Here is a 1720-nt window from a genome sequence, read left to right as displayed (position 1 = left end):
TTGTTTGAGTCTTTCAAAGTTATTTTTCACAGTATCACGCTCCTTTTGTTTATTATACCACTAACCAATATTAAGTTGTCAAAGTTCTTTTTTATAGTTATATCATATATTTTATATTATGTATATAGTTTAGTCTCTACGTTATCCCTCCTCTTGCAAAGCATATTCAATTCTTTTAGATAAATCAGTTATGCCCTTCTCGTATCCTTCATAGAAAGAATTTATTATATTCATTTCTTCGTTTCTCCTCATTGAATTTTCTCTAGACAGTTCGTTTAATATTTCTGACACTTTTTCCACTTCTTATTCCTCCTCTACTTGGTTTAGGTATTCTAGTATTTCTTCTTTATTAATTGCATCCTCATCTGAAACAATTGAAATTACAGATTCTATATATATTGCTAAACTCTCGTTGCTCTCTCGGATTATATCTCCTCTGGTTTTTATCCCGACATCTTTGTCGGTAGCATAAATATGCATTATTACTCTAATATCATTAAACGAAACATATGTGCTACCATTCACAGACACCGTTCTAGCGGTTTGGAAAATTTCTTTTTCTATGCTCTTTAATATCTCATTCATTCGTTTCACCCTCTTTATATGGTTCTGGCAATTCTCGCCATGCCATGACATAATCATCAATCAAATGTATGCAATATTCGTCTGCATAAGTTGATAGTTCCCACCAACCTTCTGGTATTTTGAAATCATTCTTTTCTTTGTCTAGTTCATGCACATTTTTTTCATATTCCCAACAACAAAAACTATCCTCATTCCAAACATTCCCATCTTCGTAAAAGCCTCTTACAGTAAAACGATATGTACCAAAATCTGTAATTCGCTTTACAGACAACTCAACTTCTTGTTCTGACTCTGGTAACCTCTCACTTACTGGAATCCATCTATTATTCAACTTTTCCTCTAGTGCTTGGATTGCTAAGTCAATAGCTTCTCTTTCAAATGGCATAAGATGAATATTGCTCATTGGATTCCTATGTACTTCTATTCTTTTTAATATATTAATTGCTTCAATCTCATTCATTCGTTTTCGCTCCAATCTAATCTTTGTCCGCATGTTGCACAGTATTGGCAACATTCCTCATATAATTTTTTTCGTTCTATGTAACCAACAGCACAATTACAATTGGGACATCTATGCTTATATCCTGCTTTTTCCTGATGTTCCTTTGCCTTTTTTACTCTAATTGGTTTCTGCTTACTCTCCTTTTCCTTCTTTTCCTCCAACGCTACCAACGTGATTCTAAGCTCCTCCACAATCCTTTCGTCCTGAACATCTATAGCCATCTGAATTCCTCTTTTTATCCGTTCTATTGCTCTTTCTAATACTTCCATGTTTATCACTCCTTTATTAACTCTTGATTCTCGTAAATATTGCCAATTACTTCAACACTTGGTTCTTGCCCTACATAACATATGTACCCACTGCTTGTATACCCTAGAAAACGTGTATCAATTTCATCCCATTTAACTTCAAATGCATATGACGAACCTCCACGTTTTCCTATGCAAATATCCCCCTCGCAAATCTCTTTTCCGTTTTTGTCGCTTAAGCCTGTATATTGCATTAATATCACTTCACTTATTTCGACTTTGATTTGTACTCCTGCTTTATATCCCCACACATATTTTTTATCAAACCCGTCAATGCCAAACATGAGACCGCTTGCTTTGTCAAATGCTCTAAACTTTATCTCTC

Annotated in this window: 5 protein-coding genes; all 5 read right to left on the bottom strand. The window is 34.3% G+C overall.

From position 1 onward, the window contains the following. Nucleotides 1-141: 141 nt before the first annotated feature. Nucleotides 142-300 carry a hypothetical protein gene (locus tag DWV06_RS18410; protein ID WP_155522635.1) on the bottom strand — a complete coding sequence of 53 codons (159 nt, stop codon included), beginning with the start codon at nt 298-300 and terminating at the stop codon, nt 142-144. Nucleotides 301-303: 3 nt separating this feature from the next. Beyond that, nucleotides 304-585 (bottom strand): hypothetical protein, encoded by a 282-nt coding sequence (locus DWV06_RS12525; RefSeq protein WP_115482540.1) that lies wholly within the window; start codon nt 583-585, stop codon nt 304-306. Continuing rightward, complete coding sequence (locus DWV06_RS12520; protein WP_162300629.1) at nt 578-1045, bottom strand: DUF551 domain-containing protein; 468 nt, start codon at nt 1043-1045, stop codon at nt 578-580. Before DWV06_RS12520 ends, DWV06_RS12525 begins: the two co-directional genes overlap by 8 nt. Next, a complete protein-coding gene (locus DWV06_RS12515) occupies nt 1042-1356 on the bottom strand; it encodes a hypothetical protein (RefSeq protein ID WP_115482538.1) in 315 nt (104 codons plus the stop codon). The genes DWV06_RS12520 and DWV06_RS12515 overlap by 4 nt, the downstream gene beginning before the upstream one ends. A 5-nt stretch (nt 1357-1361) precedes the next feature. After that, a partial coding sequence (locus tag DWV06_RS12510) for a YopX family protein (protein ID WP_115482537.1) occupies nt 1362-1720 on the bottom strand: 359 nt, incomplete at its 5' end.

It is taken from the genome of Anaerosacchariphilus polymeriproducens, assembly GCF_003363435.1.
In the GTDB taxonomy this organism is placed as follows: domain Bacteria; phylum Bacillota; class Clostridia; order Lachnospirales; family Lachnospiraceae; genus Anaerosacchariphilus; species Anaerosacchariphilus polymeriproducens.
The sequence above is the reverse complement of the archived record's forward strand: the minus strand, read 5'-3'. Positions and strand labels throughout refer to the sequence as shown.